12 protein-coding genes and 1 pseudogene are annotated in these 19,517 nt (G+C 58.3%); 7 read left to right on the plus strand and 6 right to left on the minus strand.

From position 1 onward, the window contains the following. Window positions 1-73 precede the first annotated feature (73 nt). The 6 genes and pseudogenes from BN874_RS24935 to BN874_RS01785 all read left to right on the plus strand — a co-directional run. Window positions 74-1,141, plus strand: coding sequence for a glycosyltransferase (locus BN874_RS24935; RefSeq protein ID WP_034430454.1), 1,068 nt, complete (start codon window positions 74-76; stop codon window positions 1,139-1,141). Beyond that, the gene (locus BN874_RS01765) at window positions 1,138-1,689 is read left to right on the plus strand and encodes a 6-pyruvoyl trahydropterin synthase family protein (protein WP_081756068.1); all 552 of its coding nucleotides are present in this window, start codon (window positions 1,138-1,140) and stop codon (window positions 1,687-1,689) included. Before BN874_RS24935 ends, BN874_RS01765 begins: the two co-directional genes overlap by 4 nt. Further along, on the plus strand, window positions 1,682-2,416 hold the full coding sequence (locus tag BN874_RS01770) for an SDR family NAD(P)-dependent oxidoreductase (protein WP_051497303.1): 735 nt from the start codon (window positions 1,682-1,684) through the stop codon (window positions 2,414-2,416). Before BN874_RS01765 ends, BN874_RS01770 begins: the two co-directional genes overlap by 8 nt. Window positions 2,417-2,612: 196 nt before the next feature. After that, on the plus strand, window positions 2,613-4,775 hold the full coding sequence (locus BN874_RS01775; RefSeq protein WP_051497304.1) for a discoidin domain-containing protein: 2,163 nt from the start codon (window positions 2,613-2,615) through the stop codon (window positions 4,773-4,775). A 71-nt stretch (window positions 4,776-4,846) separates the two neighbouring features. Next, on the plus strand, window positions 4,847-8,305 hold the full coding sequence (locus BN874_RS01780) for a trifunctional glycoside hydrolase family 18/polysaccharide deacetylase/glycosyltransferase family 2 protein (protein WP_051497305.1): 3,459 nt from the start codon (window positions 4,847-4,849) through the stop codon (window positions 8,303-8,305). Between the two features lie 194 nt (window positions 8,306-8,499). Further along, window positions 8,500-9,915, plus strand: a pseudogene (locus BN874_RS01785) (methyl-accepting chemotaxis protein); the annotation flags it as partial. On the opposite strand, the gene BN874_RS01790 reads toward BN874_RS01785, so the two are convergent. From BN874_RS01790 to BN874_RS01810, 5 genes are read right to left on the minus strand one after another with little or no spacing between them, the layout of a single operon-like run. After that, window positions 9,805-11,346: a hypothetical protein gene (locus tag BN874_RS01790; RefSeq protein WP_051497306.1), complete on the minus strand. Its 1,542-nt coding sequence runs from the start codon at window positions 11,344-11,346 to the stop codon at window positions 9,805-9,807. The pseudogene BN874_RS01785 and the gene BN874_RS01790 overlap by 111 nt on opposite strands. Beyond that, entirely contained in the window at window positions 11,346-12,551 is a 1,206-nt protein-coding gene (locus tag BN874_RS01795) for a hypothetical protein (RefSeq protein WP_154724701.1), read from the minus strand. The genes BN874_RS01790 and BN874_RS01795 overlap by 1 nt, the downstream gene beginning before the upstream one ends. Next, window positions 12,539-13,546, minus strand: coding sequence for an NAD-dependent epimerase/dehydratase family protein (locus BN874_RS01800; RefSeq protein ID WP_195912078.1), 1,008 nt, complete (start codon window positions 13,544-13,546; stop codon window positions 12,539-12,541). The genes BN874_RS01795 and BN874_RS01800 overlap by 13 nt, the downstream gene beginning before the upstream one ends. After that, a complete protein-coding gene (locus BN874_RS01805; protein WP_034430458.1) occupies window positions 13,540-14,382 on the minus strand; it encodes a glycosyltransferase family protein in 843 nt (280 codons plus the stop codon). Before BN874_RS01805 ends, BN874_RS01800 begins: the two co-directional genes overlap by 7 nt. Further along, window positions 14,352-15,326, minus strand: coding sequence for a glycosyltransferase family 2 protein (locus BN874_RS01810; protein WP_034430459.1), 975 nt, complete (start codon window positions 15,324-15,326; stop codon window positions 14,352-14,354). The genes BN874_RS01805 and BN874_RS01810 overlap by 31 nt, the downstream gene beginning before the upstream one ends. A 147-nt stretch (window positions 15,327-15,473) precedes the next feature. Here BN874_RS01810 and BN874_RS01815 point away from each other — a divergent pair, with 147 nt between their 5' ends. Further along, a complete protein-coding gene (locus tag BN874_RS01815) occupies window positions 15,474-18,296 on the plus strand; it encodes a rhamnan synthesis F family protein (protein ID WP_034430460.1) in 2,823 nt (940 codons plus the stop codon). Window positions 18,297-18,320: 24 nt separating this feature from the next. Here BN874_RS01815 and BN874_RS22035 read toward each other — a convergent pair whose 3' ends face one another. Beyond that, window positions 18,321-19,472, minus strand: coding sequence for a glycosyltransferase (locus BN874_RS22035; RefSeq protein ID WP_051497308.1), 1,152 nt, complete (start codon window positions 19,470-19,472; stop codon window positions 18,321-18,323). Window positions 19,473-19,517: the final 45 nt, after the last annotated feature.

Here is a 19,517-nt window from a genome sequence, read left to right on the forward strand (position 1 = left end):
TCCCCGGTATGATTTCACCGACCCGACCCGGGTGCCGGCTATAATCGCGATATTTCCAACCGGGGGAGATGCCATGCGCGTTTATTTGCTCTCGACGGCGGTTGCACCGCTGGGTTCTGGAATGGGCGGTGGGGTAGAACACATGGTTGTCACCGCCGCCTGCCAGTTGCAAAAGCTCGGTCACCGCGTGTCGATCATCGCTCCCATGGGTTCAGTGTCCGGCCTACCGGATCTGATCATTTTGCCTGGCCGGCTGGCGCCAACAGCAGTGACCTACGGGCGTGACCTGCCCCTTCCTATCGAGGCCGATGCCTTTCTAATCACAGCACTGCGCTGGTTGACAGCACGGGTACAGTCCGACGATGTGATCCTGAACTTTTCCTATGACTGGCTCCCGTTATTCCTGGGCGATTATCTGCCCTGCCCGCTGGCAACCTTGATCAGCATGGGGCCATTGAACCGCTCGATGGATTTGGAAATCCACCGCTGCGCCGCCCGTCACCCAGAACATGTCGCTTTTCTCAGCGCTGCCCAAGCCGCCAGTTTCGATATGAGTAACCCGATCCGGTTGATCGCGCCAGGATTGGAACTGGCGCAATACCCCTACAATGCTCACCCCGGTCACGCCGTGGGCTGGTTGGGGCGAATCGCGCCGGAAAAGGGCCTGGAAGATATCTTCGCCCTATCAGCCCGTACCGGAATCACCGTCATGGTATTCGGTGTGATGCAGCAGCCCAGCTATTGGGATCGACTGATGAAAGGCTATCCCAACGCTACAGTACGCTACGGCGGCTTTCTAACGATGCCGGCGCTGGCCGCAGCGGTGCGGGACTTTCGGGCGTTGCTGATGACGCCAAAATGGCTGGAAGCCTTCGGCATTGTAGGTATCGAGGCGCTGGCCTGTGGCACCCCGGTCATCGCGTATCAGCGCGGTGGCGTCAGCGAGTATGTCCGCGATGGAGAAACCGGTTGGCTGGTGCAACCCGATGATCTCGAAGGATTATGCGCGGCAGCCGAACAGATCGATACCATTGACCGGGCGCGTTGCCGGGCGCTGGTGGAAAATCACTATACCGTAGCGCATTACGGCGCAGCATTAGCCGATTGGTTGCAAGCATTGACGACGGGGACAATCGGATGACCATGCCGGATCGACAGCGGAGTTGTACCCTTCATATCCGCAAGGATGCGCTCAAATTCTCCGCCGCCCACATGACCGTATTTCCCGACGGCGGCAAGGAAAACCTGCACGGCCATAATTATCAGGTCGAACTGGCGGTGGAACTGGCGGAACCGCCAGCACTGGCGCACATGCTCAGCTATGAGGTGTTCAAACAGGCGTTGCGGGCGGCCTGCAATGAATGGGATGAGAAGGTGCTGATCGCTGCGGATAATCCATGGCTGGAAATGCTGGCCGCTGCCGATGGTGAATACGCCTTCCGGCTGTGCGGCAAGCGTTATGTGCTGCCCACTGATGAAGTGGTGGTGCTGGCGGTAGACAATATTACTGCCGAAAACCTGGCCCGGCTGTTATGCGAGCGATTCTGGGAGCAACTGGCCCGCGACCACTCGATTTTCTGGCCCGAACGGATCACCGCAGTGAGCGTGCGGATCGACGAATCGCGGGGTCAGGGCGCGACCTATCGCATGGGCTTTGGCAACCGATCATCGGAGATCGTTAGTGAATAACCTAGCAAATTCCTTGCCGTTGCGACACCAAGTTGCTTTGATCACTGGCGGAGCTCGGGGCATCGGTGCGGCTACAGCGGAGGCGCTGGCGCACAAAGGTGCGCACGTCATTGTCGCCAGCCGTAGCCAAGTGGAATTGACCACCACGGTCGCGCAACTACACGCCAAAGGTTTCAGCGCCTCGTCACGGGTCTTGGATGTCGCCGACGATAGGGCGGTGAAAATTGCATTTGCCGATATTGCCGCCGAGTTTGGCCGGCTGGATGTTCTGGTCAACAATGCTGCTATTCTGCTGAGCGGGCCATTTACCGGGATGGCAATGAGCGATTGGGATCGGCTGATGGCGATCAATCTGCGTGGAGCCGTGCTGTGCGCACAGCAGGCATTTCAGTGGATGCGGGAGGGCAGCGGCAGCATTGTCAATGTGTCTTCGCTGGGCGGGGTGCCGGGCACTGAGAAATTCCCCGGCTATGCCGCCTACACGGTCAGTAAATTTGCCCTGACCGGCTTGACCGAGGCACTGGCCGCTGAGGGTAAAGCGCAGGGCATTCGGGTGAATGGCGTGGCGCCGGGCGCTGTAGATACCGAAATGTTGCGTAAGGCCGCACCGCATTTACGGACTCACACCGGTCCCGCTGACGTCGCCAAAGTCATCGCTTTTCTGTGCGATTCCGCCGAATCCGGCTGCATGAGCGGCGCGACTCTGGTGATCAATAGCAATGAGTGAACTTCACCGCCACTGATTGATCATTACATCAACCATGGCTTTTTATTTGGTACTGTAAATTTTCCTGCGATCTCAACCATCAGTCGGGGATCCCGATGCACCCCATCTAATAGAATCAAGATGACTGGATAAAATCAACACTCTAGCCTGCGCCGAGAACTATTGCCATTATGGCAAAATTTACCGGAGGAATTTTGTGGAACGCGCTATATCTTATCGATTATTTATACGGTTAATTATTTGTTGTTTATCAGAATGCCTGGCTCTTTCCATCTGCCTTGCACAAGATCAGAGCGTTACGATTTCTGTTGCGATTGGAAATCCTCTTAACCATTTCATTCCTTCTCAAACCTTCGGCGCCGGTATTGACGGTCACGAATATGGCGACACCAAGAAAATCTTCACCGAGAAGAATATTGCGGCGATGAAGTCGGTGGGCTTTGGCCCACTCAGTTATCGGCTAAGGACTGAGCTGGGAATAGAAACATGGCATTGGAATAATGCAGGACAATGGAGTGACCCGGTTCATCAGCGTGGCTATTGGGTGTCGAGGGCTGAGTCATCCAAGCCCATTGAGCAGTCTTATGGCTACCGATTACCGCGCCGAGGCAATACCATTGATCAGGCTAATAATGATGGGTATTCACGGCTTGATGATGGCGATCAGCACACCTTCTGGAAGAGCAATCCCTATCTGGATCAGCATTTTACCGGCGAAGATAATGCGCGTCATCCTCAGTGGGTGGTCGTGGACTTTACCAAGTCTACTCCAATAAACGCATTGCGTATTGATTGGGTTCGCCCCTACGCTACTGAATATACCGTTGAATATTGCACCACGACCAAGCCCAATGACATTGAAGATGAAGTGCCGACTGAGTGGCATACCTTTCCATGGGGAACGTTTGACAATGAGAAAGGGACGTCTCAATTAAAGCAGCTTTCCCCAACGCCGATCTCAACCCGTTTTGTGCGGATCATGCTCAAGAAAAGCTCTGGTACTATCCCCAAGAAGGTCTCCGATGTTCGTGATCATCTTGGTTATGCAATTCAAGAGATTAAGTTGGGAACAATCAACGCAGGTGGCAAATTCCAGGACCGGGTTCGCCATGCAAAAGGCAACGTGAAACAGACACCGATGTATGTATCATCCACCGACCCATGGCATTCGATCCACGATAGAAATCCAAATACAGAACAGCCTGGCTTCGATAGAGTTTACAATAGTGGCCTCACGAACAGCCAGCCGATGCTTTTGCCGGTAGGCGTTCTATATGACACCCCAGAAAATGCGGCGGCGGCAATTCGATATCTTAAATCCCACAGTTATCCTGTTACTCAGATTGAAATGGGAGAAGAACCTGATGGACAATACGTCACCCCAGAAGATTACGGCGCTCTTTATATCCAGGTGGCTGATGCCATTCATGCGATTGATCCTGAACTGAAGTTGGGGGGACCGTGTTTTCAAACGACCATTAACGAATACAAGGTTTGGCCGATTGGCAATGAAAAGAGAACCTGGATGACTCGGTTTTTAAGTTATTTGAAGGAGCGTAATCACGAAAAAGACTACTCATTCTTTTCGTTCGAGTGGTATCCCTTTGACCAGGGTTGCATAAGCACAGCGCCTCAATTGGCTGCGCACCCTGATCTTTTGCGTGGTGTTATTGAGCGCCTGCAACGCGATGGACTCTCTCCGTCCATTCCATGGATGATGACTGAATACGGTTATTCAGCTTTTTCCTGCCGTGCCGAGGTTGACATTGAGGGGGCGCTTTTCAATGCCGATGCGGTAGCGCTCTTTTTATCACTTGGCGGAGATCGCGTTTATCTGTACGGCTACGAACCAGGAAATCTTATGGATGAACTTTCCTGCAACTCGTGGGGCAACAACATGATATTTCTAGCTGATGACGACTTAAAGATTAGATATCGGACAGCCACCTATTTTGGGGCGAAGATGATCAATGAAAATTGGGTTAAGCCGGGGGATCAACCTCACGAGGTTTATGAAGCCACTTCCAGCCTTCTCAATAAGATTGGTCAACCTCTCATTTCTGCGTATGCGTTGCGGAGACCTGATCAACTCTGGAGTATTCTCATTATCAATAAAGACCCCATAAATAGTTATCCAATAAATCTGGAGTTTCATGATAAGACCACAAGAAAAATGACTATTGCGAAGGGTGATATTGAACTTTTCCAATATTCTCGTGATCAGTACCAATGGAAATCTAATGGGGAGCATGGGCGCCCTAGCAAAAGCGATCTTCCAGTGCATAAAACAATCCCTTTGGATCAAGTGGCGTTGCCGCCGTATTCGCTCTCAGTCATTCTGGTTCATCTTCCAGACTGACTGGGTTTTTCTCATCTCGCAGACAACGCCACAGCCTCATTGAATAAAACAAAAGGTATAGGTTGAATTGAATGTCCACTCCAAATGACTCCCCAGCCAACGGGCAAGGCGAGTCCCCCGCCCAACCCGTTTTCTTCGATCCCAGCCGCAAACGCTGGCCGCGCATGCGGCTGGGAATGGTGATCCTCGGCTTGACGTTATCCCTGCTGCTAGGGGCGCTGGTTCTTAGCATCCTGGTCAGTCCGATACTGCCGGCGCTCAGTCTGCCCAGTGCCAGTATTGTGCCTCACGGCGCCCACCTGGCGCCGCCCGTGCCCACGCTGTCCACCGAGCGAGCGCTGACGCGCCGCGAACGCGCCCTGCGCGATACCGAAGCCAAGCTGATGCAAGAGAAGGAACGCAGCCTGCGCCACCTGTTGACGCAGTTCCCAAAGACCAACCGCATTCCTAATGATCAACCGCTCACTATCGGATTCTTCGTGAACTGGGACGACGCCAGCATGAGTTCCCTTAAGGAAAATCTGGACAGCCTGGATCTGGTGATTCCCGAATGGCTGCACCTCGCGGGCGAGGATGGATCGGTTCGAGAGGATGATCCCAACCGGACGGCGCAGGTCGTCCAGTATATTCGCACCCGCCGTCCTGATTTGCGGATCATGCCGTTGGTGAACAACTGGAGCGGTAGCGAATGGGAGGGCGCCAAGCTGGGCCGCATGCTGATGAACCCGGCTGCTCGCGCCCGCGTTATCGAGCAATTGGTCGCTTATGCGGATCGCAACGGTTTTGCCGGAATCAGCATCGACTTTGAATCCATCCCGGTCAAGGCTCAGCCTGATTTTCGCCGCTTTATCGCCGAGTTGTACGCGGTGCTGCATCCCAAAAATTTGCAACTGTCGATCAATGTGCCGGCCAGCGATCCGGCTTTCAACTACAGTGAACTGGCCCGCCATGCCGACTACCTGATCCTGATGGCTTACGACGAACACTGGGCGACCGGCACGGCGGGTCCCATTGCCAGCCTGCATTGGTTTGCCGATGTTCTACGCCAGCGCCAGCGTGACGTGCCAGCCCAAAAAATGATCGTCGCTATCGGCAATTATGGCTACGACTGGATCAAGGACAGCCACCATGCCGAAGAAATGACCTTTGAAGAGGCGGTGCTTACCGCCAAGGAATCGGAGGGCAACATTCGCCTCGACCCGGTTTCGCTCAACCCAACCTTCGATTACGCCGATGACGATGGCCACATTCACCATGTGTGGCTGCTGGACGCCGTGACGGCGTTCAACCAGATGGTGATCGCCCGTCCGATCCAGCCGCGCGGTTTCGCTTTATGGCGCCTAGGAGGTGAAGATCCATCGCTGTGGCAGGTGTTCGGCAAACACGGGCCGCTGGACGCGGCACAGGCCGCCCAGTTGCGGGACATTCGCTTTGCCTATGGGCTGGATTACGAGGGGCAAGGCGAGATTTTGCGCGTCACCGCTCAGCCGCATTCCGGCAGTCGCGATCTCAACTTCGATCCGAAACGCAACCTGATTACCTCCGAACAGTTCACGACATTTCCATCTCCCTACATCCTGACCCGGCAGGGTAGCCAGGAGCGCAAGATCGTCTTGACCTTCGATGATGGCCCTGATCCTCAGTACACGCCCCAGATTCTCGATGCCCTGCGCCAGGCCGGGGTGCATGCCACCTTTTTCATCATCGGGGCTAATGCTGAACTGCACCCGGATTTGTTGCGTCGCACGGTGGATGAAGGCCACGAAATCGGTAACCACACCTTCACCCATCCGAATATCTCGGTCATTTCGCCTACCCAGTTTGAACTCGAACTGTCGGCCACCCAACGCCTGCTGGCCAGCGTGGTGGGACGACATTCACTGCTGTTCCGTGCGCCCTACGCTGAGGACTCCGAGCCGGAAACAGTGGATCAGGCGCGCCCTATTGATAGGGCCAGCAGCTTGGGCTATCTCGCCGTCGGGATGCAGATCGACCCGGATGACTGGCAACGACCGGGGGTGGACGAGATCGTGCGCCGCACCGTGGAGGCTGCGGAACGGGGTGACGGCAACGTAGTCCTGCTGCACGATGCCGGCGGCGACCGTAGCCAAACCGTGCAGGCCCTGCCCAAGCTGATCGAAGCGCTGCGCGGCCGGGGCTTCCAGTTTGTCACGGTCGCCGACCTGCTGAATCGGAGTCGCGACGATGTGATGCCGCTCGTGACCCCCGAGAGTCTGTGGCAAACCTGGCTGGACGGAGCCGCTTTTGGCGTACTCAACCTGGCGGCGGTGATCGTCCACTGGCTGTTCCTGATCGGCATCGTCCTGGGGATCGCCCGCCTGCTGTTTATCGGCACCCTCGCGGTCTACCAGCGCTGGCGCAAGCGCCGCCTCACCTTCGATCCAGCATATTCTCCCGCAGTGGCGGTGGTGGTGCCCGCCTATAACGAGGAAAAGGTGATTGTGCAGACCATCGCCTCGCTGCTGGCCTGTGATCAGCCTGAGCGCTTCGAGATTATCGTGGTGGATGACGGTTCCAGGGACGCCACCTATCGCCTGGTGCGCGACACCTTCGTCGACGAGCCACGAGTGCGGGTCTACACCAAGTCCAACGGCGGCAAGCCGGCGGCGCTCAACTTTGGCTGGGCGCAGACTCAGGCCGAGATTATCGTGGCCCTCGATGCCGATACGGTCTTCACTCGCGACACCATTACCAAACTGGTTCGCCATTTCGCCAATCCTCGGGTTGGCGCGGTGGCGGGCAACGCCAAGGTGGGTAACCGCACCAATCTATTGACCTGCTGGCAGGCGCTGGAATACATCACCAGCCAGAATCTGGATCGCCGCGCTTTCGACGTGCTCAATTGCATCACCGTAGTGCCGGGAGCGGTGGGCGCGTGGCGGCGCGAAGCGGTGGAGCAGGCCGGCGGCTTCAACGACCTCACCCTGGCGGAGGATGCTGACCTTACCCTGTCCATCCGCAAGCGGGGTTATGCCATCGTCTATGAAGACGAGGCGGTAGCTCTCACCGAGGCCCCCGATACCGTGCGAGGTTTCGTTAATCAGCGCTTCCGCTGGATGTTCGGCACCATGCAGGCGGCCTGGAAACACGCCGATGTCCTGTTTCGACCGCGTTACGGCGCGCTCGGCTTTGTTGCTTTGCCCAACGTCATCATTTTCCAAGTGCTGTTTCCCCTGATTTCGCCGGTGATGGATTTGCTGCTCATTGGCTCGCTGGCGTCGGCGGCCCTTGATCGCTGGCAACATCCGGCCGGGTATTCCACCGATGCCCTGGGGCGGGTGTTGTTTTATTACGCCCTGTTCGTCACGGTAGACTACTTGGCTGCGGCGCTGGCCTTCGCCCTGGAACGCAACGAGAATAAATGGCTGCTCATCGGGCTGTTCTGGCAGCGCTTTTTCTATCGCCAACTGATGTATTACGTGGCGATTAAAAGCACATTGGCATCTCTGCGGGGGGTGCTGGTGGGCTGGGGTACGCTGGAGCGCAAGGCCACTGTCAAGGTCACCTAGCAAAGATCAGCATGGATAGCGGTTCAACCGGATATGCCCATGAATTAGAGTACCCGTAGTGCTATACCTTATATAAACCGTATGATTTCGGCGTCTGGGTAATCCTCCGGGCGCCCTACGATAAAACTGAGGGAAGTAAGCTAAGCATGGTCAATCTTTGGTTGGATTTTCTGTACAAGATCACCGGTGGCGGCGAACGCGTCCTGCTCGATCAGGTTGCAGATCGATTGAAGGGTTGCGATCTTAATTTCGTTGCACCTTCGGATGAGCAGGAAAGTATTCTGGCACGACGGTTGACGGCCGGCTTTGGGAACCTCTCCGAAGCGATTCGGCAAGCCGTCGCTCTATCGGTGCAGATTGCCGAAGCAGTCCCCCCTATCACCGCTGAAAACGGGGAATTGGTCACTCAATCCCACGCCCAGTTGGGTGCGCTGACCGAAGTTTTCACGGCGACCCAACGGCTGCTGGAAGGTTTGCGGGGGGCGCGTGACGAACTGCGAGAAGTGATCGATCTGTCCAAGGAGGCCAACCGTTGCGCACAGGAAGGCGGTAGCGCAGCGCGGGAACTGGCAGAAGCGATGGTGGAGGTAGAGTCGCGTTCGGCGCGGGCGCATGAGATCGTCGAAGTCATTGACACTGTTGCTTTCCAGACCAACATCCTGTCGATCAATGCCAGCATCGAAGCCGCTCGTGCGGGTGAACTTGGGCGGGGTTTCGCGGTGGTCGCGCAGGAAATCCGCCAGCTCGCGGCGCGCACCGCCACCGCAGCACGAGACGTGCGGGTGATCATCGGCGAGACGAGTACTGCCATGAGCAGTGGCGCCCGTTCCGCTGCGGAAACGCAGCAGGTCCTGACCGGTCTGGGCGAACTGATGGCGCGGGCGGGCGTGGCGATGGAATCGGTGGCGAAGCGCGTTACCGGGCAAGGGGAGGAGATTGTCTCCATCGATCATTCGCTCAACCAGGTCTTGACCCTTGGCCGGAATAATCTTGAAAACGCCGGGAGAATCGCCGAGCGCAGCGAAGCACTCCAACAGGCCACTGACACTCTGCGCGACTGCGTTGGCCTGTTCCGGCTATCCGAAGACCCGTTGCGCGAGACCCGGCACGCCGCCGCTTTCGCACTGGCGACCGCCGCAGCTAAAACGGTTGGCGCGGCTTTGGCAACGGCCTTGCGTTCGGGCGCGATCACCGATACCGCGCTGTTCGCACGGGAGTACCAGCCGATCAGCGGAACCCAGCCACAAAAGTACCACACCGCGTTCGACCGCCTTTGCGACCAACTGCTGCCTTCCATCCAGGAACCGGCGGCGGTGGCGCAGCCGTGGATCGTGTTCGCCATTTGCGCCAATCGTGATGGCTACGTGCCCACCCACAACCAGCGGTTTGCCCAACCCTTGACCGGTGATCCGGCCAAGGATCTGGTTGGCAACCGGACCAAGCGGATTTTCGACGACCGGGTTGGGCACAGCGTGGGTGCCCATACCGATCCTTACCGGCTACAGGTCTATCGGCGCGATACCGGCGAGATCATGTTTGATTTGTCGGTGCCGATTTTCGTCGGCGCTGAACACTGGGGCGGCTTCCGGATCGGCTACGCGCTGGCTTGACGCGGAGGGCGCTGCGTTCCGTGGGGCTACAAACACCGTCAAGATGCAGAACAGAAATGCCGGCACGAAATCCAGAAACACCCGGTTGATACTGGTGTATTGCTCGGCCCAGTACTGAGCATCGGTCATGAAAAACAGGATGAACAACGCCAACAGGCTGGTCACGATAAAGACCAGTTCTACCCGTTGCCAGCGCGTCGCGCCGCGCCTGACCACCCCAGTCAACGCTACGCTCGCCGCCACCAGCGCCAGATACCAGAGCAGATGCCAGTTCGCCAGCACCAGAAAATTCATCATCAACGGATTCCAACGACCCCGATAGCCCAGTGTGAACTGGCCTAGATAGGGCACTTGAATCAGTTCTGGCGTTAATCGAACCTCGCCAAGCCCCGGAATGTTGAACGCCACCCCACCCGTCAGCCACCCGCCTGCGCCTGCCACTATCGCCAATCCGGCCAACGCCAACAGCCACCTTCCCCGTAGCCGGGCCGCCAGCAGCATGGGCAGGAACAGCAGCAACCACACCGTGCCTTCGAGCTTGATTAGCGGACAGGCCAGAGCCAGCAGCACGGCCAAGACCACCTGTCGGCGGTCGCCATTCCGCGCCCATTGCAAAAACGCGATCACGGCCAGGCTGAACACCGCAGCCATCCACAGATCAGCATATCCGGCCAAGGCCACATGGGTATTCAGTAACGGCAGCGATAGTAGCAGCCAGGTGAAAATCAGCGCGGTCAGCGCCGATGCGCCCCACTGCCGTGCCTGGCCATAAAATCCCAGCCCCAACGCCAGTACGCACCCTATCCAGGGCAGATTGGCGGCGGTTTCGTTCCAGGCGCCGAACGCCAGCGTCGGCCACAGCGCCAGCAGCGGCACCGTGCAGGGATAGGTCCAAGCCTCAAGGAGGTAAGCCGAAGCGGTGGTATTCGCCAGCCAGCGCTGCGGATCCACGAACGGGATGAGCTGATGCAACTCCGACCATACCCGTGGCCGGACGGTCCAGGTAGTCCACGCATCCCACGGATAGAGCGGCCGCCACCACACTTCCAGCGCCAGCCCGGCCAGGCGCACCCCTAGCCAAATCAGTAACAGCACAAACAGGATGTGCCGCCACTGCGCATCCACGTCGAAATCTTCCTGTTCATGCAGGATCTGAAGGTTAGCGAGTGAGGCTCGCCACCACATTAACCCACCACCGGCCAACGCCAGCACGGCCAATATGACCATCGGGCCGACGAAATTCAGCGGCAGACCAAATGTGGCTTGGGCACGCAACAACAAGGTTGTTACCAACAGGCCCAGGATGTAGCCGTAACCCAGCGCCAGCGGCCACCCGGGCGTCGCATCGCGCCACAGAACCCGCAGCCAAAGCGCGCCAGCCAGCCAGGGTAATCCCAACGCCAGTCCCACCCGCCACCACTCCATCGCCATTAACCTCCCTTGACCCGGAACAGCGTGCCCGACGCAGCGGCATACAGCATTTCTGCCGGTAACTGCACCCCCGCGCTTTCCAGCATTTGGCGTTCGCGGTCGTAGCGCACCTCGTTCAGCGGCGCCAGAATCAGCACATAATCGCCAGCGTGCGCCTCACTGTTATGTGGCAGCCGCGACAAACCGGCATAACCGTTATGCGGCAGCAGATGATAACGGGCGCGTCCAGCCAAAAAGCCGCCGGGATCATTGCTGACAATGAACAGCCGCGCCGGCTGTTCCGGCAAGCGCTGGCGCACCTCCAGCAAGAACTGATAAAGCTCGCCATCCAGCGCTGCCAACCGCCGCCCCGTTTCATCCTTGCCGGCGAAGCGCTCTGCCGTTCGTTCCAGTCGTTGGCCTAAATCCCACTGCCAGCGCAAATCCAGCGCCAGCCAGCCGAGCAGGAATAGCGCAGCGTAGGGCATCCGTGTTCCGGGTGCGCGGCGCTGCGGGTTAAACAGGGCGTATAGCACCGCGCTGAAACCGACCCACAACGCCATCATCAGCACCGGCGGAAACAGGGCGTTCAGCGATGCGCCAGCGGTGTAATTGATCGAACGCTGGCTCCAATCCTCGAACGTGGTCCAATCCTCAACCATCTGGCGCAGCAATTGACCGGTGGTCAGCAGCATCGGTCGCAGTTCCAGCCCACGCACCACTAGCGGTTGTGCCAGCGGCCCACGCACCACTAAACCGATAGCGATGATCCGGCCTTGCCAGCCCGGTTCCGTGCTTAAATCGAGAGTACCGCCGTCGGATGATCCGGGCGGCAACACCCGTTCTCGAGTGGTGCGCGGATCATCGAGCGTGGCCCAGACCAGCCTTATTTCACGGCCTGGTTCCAGTCCACTGATCTGCCAGGAAAGATGGCGATAAAGATTCGCCTGGACTCGCCGGATCGAGCCTCGAACGACTGCCAACTCCAGCGGGCCGGGCTGGCGAATTTCCAGCCCGGCGGCAGTCGGCGCGCCTTGGCCGCTGGTCAGTTGCAGGCTGGCACCGGTCAATAGCACCGGGGGCGCCACCTGCGCCAGACCGCCGCTCAGATAAAACAGCAGCAGCGCCAACACCGCCAGCAGAGCGCCGCCTGACACCGCCAGCATCCAAAGTAAACCGTGCCGCGCCGGGTGACAGGAACTCGGCGATTCCGTTATTCGCGCCATTTCGGTGATTCGGCTTCGCAATAGCGTTGAAAGGTCCAGGCGGGGCGATAACCCAGTTCCCGACTGATGCGGGCGGCGTCATAACAGGCCCAGCCCAGCAGTTTATCCAAGGCGGCCGCTACTCGCCGCTCCCGGTGTCCGGTCAGCCACCGTGCACCATCGGCCAGCGTAGCCACGGCGTAAAGGACGTTTGCGGGCACCGACCAACGTGGCACCGAAAGTCCTAACGCTTGACGAATCATGGCGTACAGTTCCCGGCCCGAATACGGCTGGCCGTCGGTTACGAAATAGCTTTGGCCCGCTGCCGAGGGGTGTGCGACGGCCAGTAGCACCGCCTGCACCACATCGTCCACATGCACCAGTGAGCGGCGATTGCCGGTCTCCGGCAGCGGTGGGAACCCGCCGCGTTGCACCGCAGTAATCAACCGCGCCAGATTGCCCTTCATCTCCGGTCCGTAGACCAGTGCCGGTCGCACATTAACCCCATGCAATCCCGATTCACGGCCAACCGCCAGCACTCGTTCCTCAGCAGCGCGTTTGGCTAGACCGTAGGGGGTTTCCGGCGGCGCATCCCAACTCTCATCGACACCATGCGGCCCCGGCTCGCCAACCGCCTTGATGCTGCTGAGAAATCCGAAGCGCCGAACCCCGGCCGCGACCGCTGCATCCAGCAGTTGGCAGGTTCCATGAGCATTGACCGCCCAGTGCTGATCGGCGAAATCAACGCTGCTCCCGGCATCGGCATGAGCAAAACCGGCGGCATGGATCACGCTGTCCATCCCGGCACAGGCGCGCGCCAGACTGGCGGCATCCGCCAAATCGCCGACGATAGTTTCCACTCCATGCCAATCGCTCGGAATCAGGCAGCCTGGTCGAACCAGCACCTGCACCCGCGCGCCGCGCGCCTGCAATGCCGCAACCAAGCGGCGGCCGATGAAGCCGGTTCCACCGGTCACCAGCACTGGCCGATGCTGATAAAAATCCGGTGCTACCACCAGCGCCACCCGTACCGGTTGAAGAACAGCATCGCCGCCCGCAGAAAGAGGCCAATATGGTGAATGCCCTTGCGGGCCGCATGACCGCCGAAGTGAACGATGCGCACCGTCGGCACATAGACGATCCGGCTGACAGTTGCCAGCCGCAGACTCAGATCGAAATCCTCGAAATACAGGAAATAGTCGGGACTGAATCCTGTTATTCGATTCAGCGCCGCCTGCCGGCAGAGCATGAAACAGCCGCTGGCGATGGGGGGGTCCCAAAATACCGCGTCACCGGTGCAGTCGCGCAGTTCGTAGCGATCCAGCCGGGTTTGAAACCGTTGTCGCAGCCAGGCAGGGGCGAAGCCGCGCAACGCCAAATCCAGAACGGTCGGATAGCGCTTGCACAGATACTGGCGCCGACCGGCTTCGTCCCAGGCCGCCGGCGCTACCCATCCGACATCGGGATACACGGTCAGAAACGCCAGCCCTTCGCTCAGCGCGTTTTCTTCCAGCAGTACGTCAGGGTTAAGAATTAAATGATAATCGCTGTCACGGTTTTGCAGCGCCAAGTTATGGCCCGCGCCATAACCGATGTTGCCGTGGCCGCTGAGCAGGTCAACGCGAGCGGGTAGCGCAGCAGCATCCAACATCTGCTGCAATGGCTGACGCCAGGTAGTTCCAGGGCCGTTGTCCACCAATATCAGCCGGGCTTCGGTCGGCAACTCTAGCCGGCTGGCATGGCGCAACGCCCGCCCGAGATGATCCAGCACCGTGGCCAGCAGTGCCAAATCGGGCGCATAGGTGACGATGGAAATGATGATCACGCGCCACCCCGCCGGCAGAGCGCCCATAAACCATGACTCATCATTTGCCGCAACGACCAGGATGAGATTCGGCGGCTGGCCTGAATCACCCGCCGTTGTCGCCAGCACCGTGGTAACCCGCGCAGAGCGTCCCACTTGGCCCGCAGCAAAATGATGCCTTGGCCGCGCAGGGCGAACCACGCCACCGTGCCCAGATTCAGCAGCAGATGTTGCGGCAGGTAAATCCAGAACAACAGGGCGGGCATATTTTTGCAGTAAGTCCAAACCAGATTGCGATGACCGTGATAGAGCGAGAAGGAGCTGCGCCGCCCAGTCACTGCCGACCCCACATGAAGAACCACGGCATCCGGCACATACCGGCAGTGGTAGCCGAGAAGTCGCAGCCGAAATCCCAGATCGATATCCTCGAAATAGCAAAAGTAGTCTTGATCAAAGCCACCGACTTCGAGAAAGGTCGAGCGGCGGTACAACGCTGCTGCTGCACAGGGGGCAAAAATCTCCCCGTCGGCGCTCGCACCAGCGACCATAATCTGGCCATGATCGCGCCGCCAGGCCAGCCCGCTAACATGGTAGATGTCACCGGTTCCATCCAGCCGGCCAGGATCGCCGGCGTCCAGCAACCGGGAACCGAAACTGGTGCAGCCGGGATGAGCCAACGTCGCTGCCAGTAACCGCTCCAGCCAGTCCGGCTTCGGGAAAGCATCGGGGTTGAGCAGCGCCAGCCATTCCACCCCGTCTGCTCGCTGCGCCGCCAGATTGTTGGCTGCCGCGAAACCCAGGTTACGCTCCAGCCGCACCCATTCCACCTCGGGATAGTCGCGTTCGATCCCATCGGTGGAACCGTCGTGGCTGGCGTTGTCCACCACCATCACCCGTTGTGGGCGGTGGGTCTGGGCGCGCAGATGACGCAGACACTGACCGAGCAGAGGTCCGCTGTTGAAATTGACAATAATCACCGCAATTCCAGCCATTCTGTCCTATTCCACGTATAGCTGGTTCCGGGCCAGACCGGTATAAGTTTCCATTCAAGTTTCATACGGTGCGGCGGTGCCCTAGAATAGCCGCCCGGTTATTACTTGGCACCTGTTACCCTTCCACGATGGCTCTGAATAGCGAGCATGTCTGTTAAATTTCTAATCGTCAAAACCTACAGGTATTTCCGTCGCTGGGGCCTGCGCGCCATGCTGCGTCGGATTGTTGTCGAATTGCGTCTGCGTCTGAGCCATGATCGGGCAAGATCTGCTGGCGACGCGCGGTTTCCCGATTTGGTGAATCTGGCGGGAGTGGTACCGCTGGGCGATCCAGGTCCAAACAGACGCATCGCCGTACACGCCCATATTTTCTATCTGGATTTGGCCGAGGAGATCGCGGCGCATCTGCGCCACATTCCTTTCGCCTTCGATCTATTTATTTCGACCCCCGACGAGGCCGCCAGAGCCACTTGCGAGACCATTTTTCGCAGCCTGCATCGGGTGGAACGATTGTGGGTGCGCGTGACACCGAATCGTGGACGGGATATCGCCCCCCTGTTCTGCCTTTTCGGATCTGAATTATCCGGTTATGACTTCATCGCGCATGTTCATACCAAAAAGTCGCTCTATGCCGAGGGCGGGATGCTGGGATGGCGGGAATATCTGTTACGGCAACTGCTCGGTGGTGAGGATCAGGTCCGGCGGATTTTTGCGCTGTTCACTGCCGATCCGGAACTGGCTCTGGTGTATCCCCAAAATTATCGGCAATTTCCGTACTGGGGAAATACCTGGCTATCGAACCAGAGCCTGGGGCGGGAATGGGGTCAGCGCTTGGGCATTGCCGACCTGCCGGACGGCTATTTTGACTATCCGGCCGGCTCGATGTTCTGGGCGCGGCCGGCGGGACTGCGGGCCTTGTTCGATGCCGGCATTCTCTTAACGGATTTCCCCGATGAAGCGGGGCAAACCGATGGCACCCTGGCACACGGTCTGGAACGCCTGCTCGCACTGGCTACACGGCAGGCTGGTCTGCGGACCGCCATAGTGGCGGACCCGATGTTCCCAAGCTGGTCAAAATGGCGGTTTGACCACTACCTTGCTCGTACCCGCGCCCATGTCGAGACCATGCTGAGCAGTAGCAAGCTCAAAATCATCGCTTTTGATATTTTCGACACTCTCGTGGTGCGACCCTCGCTTCACTCCGAAATAGCCAAGCTGATTATTGCGACGCGCATGGCCGATGCGCCGGGAGGCGCTGATTTCATCCGCCTGCGGCCGCTGGCTGAGAATCTGGCCCGTTCCCGCAAGCACCAGGACGTGAATCTGGACGATATTTACCTCGAATACGCCACGCTCGCCGATCTGTCGCCGGAGGACGCAAAGCGATTCCAGTACTGTGAAGAGCAGGTGGAACGCGCGCTGGTTTCGCCACGGCCCGATGGACTCGCGCTGTTCCGTTATGCATTGACGACGGGAAAGCCGGTGGTGCTAATCAGCGATATGTTTCTTTGCCGTCAGACCATCGAGATGCTGCTGGAGGAGCAGGGCATTGGCGGCTATGCCGAACTTTATCTGTCTTCCGATGTGGGGGTGCGCAAGGACAGTGGCGAGTTATATCGCCACGTCCTGAAACAGTTGGGCGTGGCGCCCGATAATTTGCTAATGATTGGGGATAACGAACATTCCGATCTGCAAATCCCCATGAACCTGGGCATTCACACCGGTCATGTGCTGCGGCCGATAGCAATGGCCGCCGCCACGCCTCGTTTTTCTCGAATTCTGGAGCGCTTTCGCCACAGCGACGTGAACAGCCAACTGGTGCTGGGACTGGTGGTGAAACGCTTCTTTCATCCGGTGTTCTACAAGGATTTCAACCCCGCCGACTTCATCCACGGCGGCGCTGAGGGGGTGGGTTACGCTATTGCTGGTCCGTTGATTGTGGCGTTTGCACAGTGGCTTTTGGCGCACGCCAAGGCCGACGGGATTACCACCCTCTATTTTCTGGCACGGGAAGGGAAACTGCTCAAGGAGGTCTACGATCGGCTGGCCGCAGTCACCCCGGGCGCGGCGGCGGCGCAGTACCTGGTGGTGTCGCGGCGGGCGATGACGGTGCCGATGATCGAAACCCTCGATGACATGCTCAACATCGCCAGCGCGGATTATTTCTCCAACGAGTTGGAGAAATTCCTGTTCTATCGCTTTGGCCTCAAGCTGGACCACGCTGAACGGGCGGAGCTGGCCCGGCACGGTCTCTGGTCAACCGATCGCAAGGTCGAAGTGAAAGGCGACCATCCGCATCACCTGCAACCAGTATTGGAGGTTATCGCCGACCGTATCCAAGCCCGCGCTGCGGTAGAGCGACCCAGTCTTTTGGCCTATTTGCAGCAAATGGGACTCGATCAATCGGGAACCTCCGCCGTAGTGGATGTCGGCTATTCCGCCACGATTCAGGGCCGGCTGTCGAAAATCCTGGGTAAATGCATTCATGGCTATTACCTGCTGACTTCGGCGAAAGCGCAGCGGATCTGCAATGATTACAGGGTGCTGGCGTGGGGTTGCTATGGCGAATCCCTGGTTCCGGGAACTGATGCCTCGCCCCTGTGGCGACGCAGCTTCGAGCTTGAAATGCTGCTGAGTACCGATGATGCCCAAGTGATGTATTACGCAACCCAGCCGGATGGCGCAGTGGCTCCGGTCTTTCAGCCACTGTCTGATGCAGAGCAGAATTCCGCTGCCGTTCGGGCGGACATCCGCCGGGGAGTGCTGGCTTTTGTCGATGATGTTCTGGCTCTGGACCAGGCGGTGCTACCCGGAGTGAGGGTGCCGTGCGATCTGGCAGTTGCGCTCTATGAGGAGTTTATTGACGGACTGTCTGCTGCGGAATGGGGCACCATGGCCAGTTTCGTATTGGATGATCACTATTGTGGCCGTGGTATCGTCACCCTGGATCAACCTATGGGGGTTCGTTAAGCACCGGACTGCTTGGCGTCCCGTCTAATCATTCCGATGTGGTAATCGTTGACGAATCCAGCGGATTGGCGCGGTGAGTTTCCATGAGGTGGACGATAACAGTGCCTGCACCTGTTGGCGGTAACGATTCACCTCCGCTGTCAGCACGACCATATCCGCCTCCAGCGTGGCGAGGCCGACATCCCGAACCCGAATTTCATCTTCCAATTGGGCGAGACCAATATCGCGGGCGCGAATTTCCTGTTCCAGTTGGGCGAGGCCAACATCGCGGGCACGAATTTCCTGTTGCAATTGGGCGAGGCCGGCATCCCGGGCGCGAATTTCCTGTTCCAGTTGGGCGAGGCCGGCATCCCGGGCGCACACTTCATTCTCTAAGGCTCGAACCCACTGAAGGTAATGATCTCGCGCCCGCTCAAACCAGAAAAACGCCTCCACCCATTCCCGTGGGATGAACCGGTTCTGCCATTTAGCAAATACCGCAGCGCGGTTAATCAGGTGTTTTTCCGGTACTGATTGAGCTGACAGTCCAGAATCTCCCAATGAAAAGCGATAGATAGCGCTAACGCCAGGGACATGATGCAGGAGAGTGTGTTGCGATACCTGTAGCCAGAAGTCCCAGTCTTCCAGGCACTCCAATTCCTCATCAAAACGGCAGCCCATCTCCACCAAGGCACAGTCGAACAGCACCGCGTGGATGGGCAGGAAATTGGCGCCGCGCAGTCGCGCTGGGTCGTAGGGATCATCGAGTATTTTCAATGTGGCGCCCGCAGCGTTCTCCAAGCGGACACCGGTGTAAGCAGCGAGAGAGTCATGCCCATCGAGAAAAGCGTTGACCAGCTTGCCGATGTGGTCTGGAAGGAGCAGGTCATCGTCATCCAGGAACAGTAAATAACGGCCCTGTGCATGGCTTAAGCCCAGATTGGCGGCCGTTGCCCGAGCCAAAGGCCGCTCTGCGCCGATCATGCGCAAAGGGAACTCGCCGCAGGCGCTTTCGAGTTCTGGATGGCCGCTGCCTTTGGCGTCCACAACCACTACTTCGATAGTGTCATACGTCTGGGAAGCTACCGAATTGAGGGTATCCAACAAACTGGGGCGTCCCATGCTACGGATGATGATAGAAACCAGTGGCAGGCAACTATTGCATCCAGCTTTAGGATTAGTTGCGGTTTCAGACAAAGATCGTCCTCCTGTAGCCCAGGGCGAACGGATGGAGCGAAAGTT

It is taken from the genome of Candidatus Contendobacter odensis Run_B_J11 (assembly GCF_000531125.1).
Taxonomy (GTDB): Bacteria; Pseudomonadota; Gammaproteobacteria; order Competibacterales; family Competibacteraceae; genus Contendibacter; species Contendibacter odensensis.